Below are 752 nucleotides of genomic sequence, written 5' to 3'. Positions count from 1 at the left end.
AAGCCCAAGAAGTCGGTGGCGCTCTCTGGGGTGGTGGCGGGCAATACGGCGCTGTGCACGGTGGGGCGCACGGGGCGGGACCTCTACTACCGGGGCTATGACATTTTGGAGTTTGCCGAGCGGGCGCAGTTTGAGGAGGTAGCGCATCTTTTGGTGCACGAGCGGCTGCCCACGCGCTCGGAGCTTGCGCGCTACCAGGCGAAGCTCAAAGGCTACCGGGGCTTGCCGGCGGCGCTGAAGGCGGTGCTGGAGCGGCTGCCTGCGGGGGCGCACCCGATGGACGTGCTGCGGGTGGGCTGTGGGGTGCTGGGGGCGCTGTTGCCCGAGGCGGAGGAGCGGCCGGTGGCGGGGGCGCGCGATCTCGCTGACCGGCTGATGGCCAGCTTCGGCTCCATGCTTCTTTACTGGTACCACTACAGCCACCACGGGCGGCGCATCGACCCTGAGACGGAGGACGACTCGGTGGGGGGGCATTTTTTGCACCTGCTGCATGGGTGCGCGCCCTCGGCCGAGGCGGTGCGGGCGATGCACACCTCGCTGATCCTTTATGCCGAGCACGAGTTCAATGCCTCCACCTTCACGGCGCGGGTGATTGCTGGCACGGGCGCGGACCTCTATTCGGCCATTGGCGGGGCCATTGGGGCGCTCAAGGGTCCGAAGCACGGGGGCGCGAATGAAGTGGCGCGGGCGATTCAGGCGCGCTACGAGGGTCCCGAGGAGGCGGCGGCTGACATCCGGGCGCGGCTTTCGCG

Annotated in this window: 1 protein-coding gene; it reads left to right on the top strand. The window is 68.9% G+C overall.

Features of this window, described 5'->3' with window-relative positions:
* The coding region (locus tag ACTFO6_RS17380) for a citrate/2-methylcitrate synthase (RefSeq protein ID WP_439935689.1) at window positions 1-752 on the top strand (752 nt) is incomplete at both ends.

This window comes from Pelomicrobium sp. G1, assembly GCF_051905455.1.
GTDB lineage: Bacteria > Pseudomonadota > Gammaproteobacteria > Burkholderiales > UBA6910 > Pelomicrobium.
Note: the sequence above shows the minus strand (reverse complement) of the source record. Positions and strands in the feature narration are given on the sequence as shown.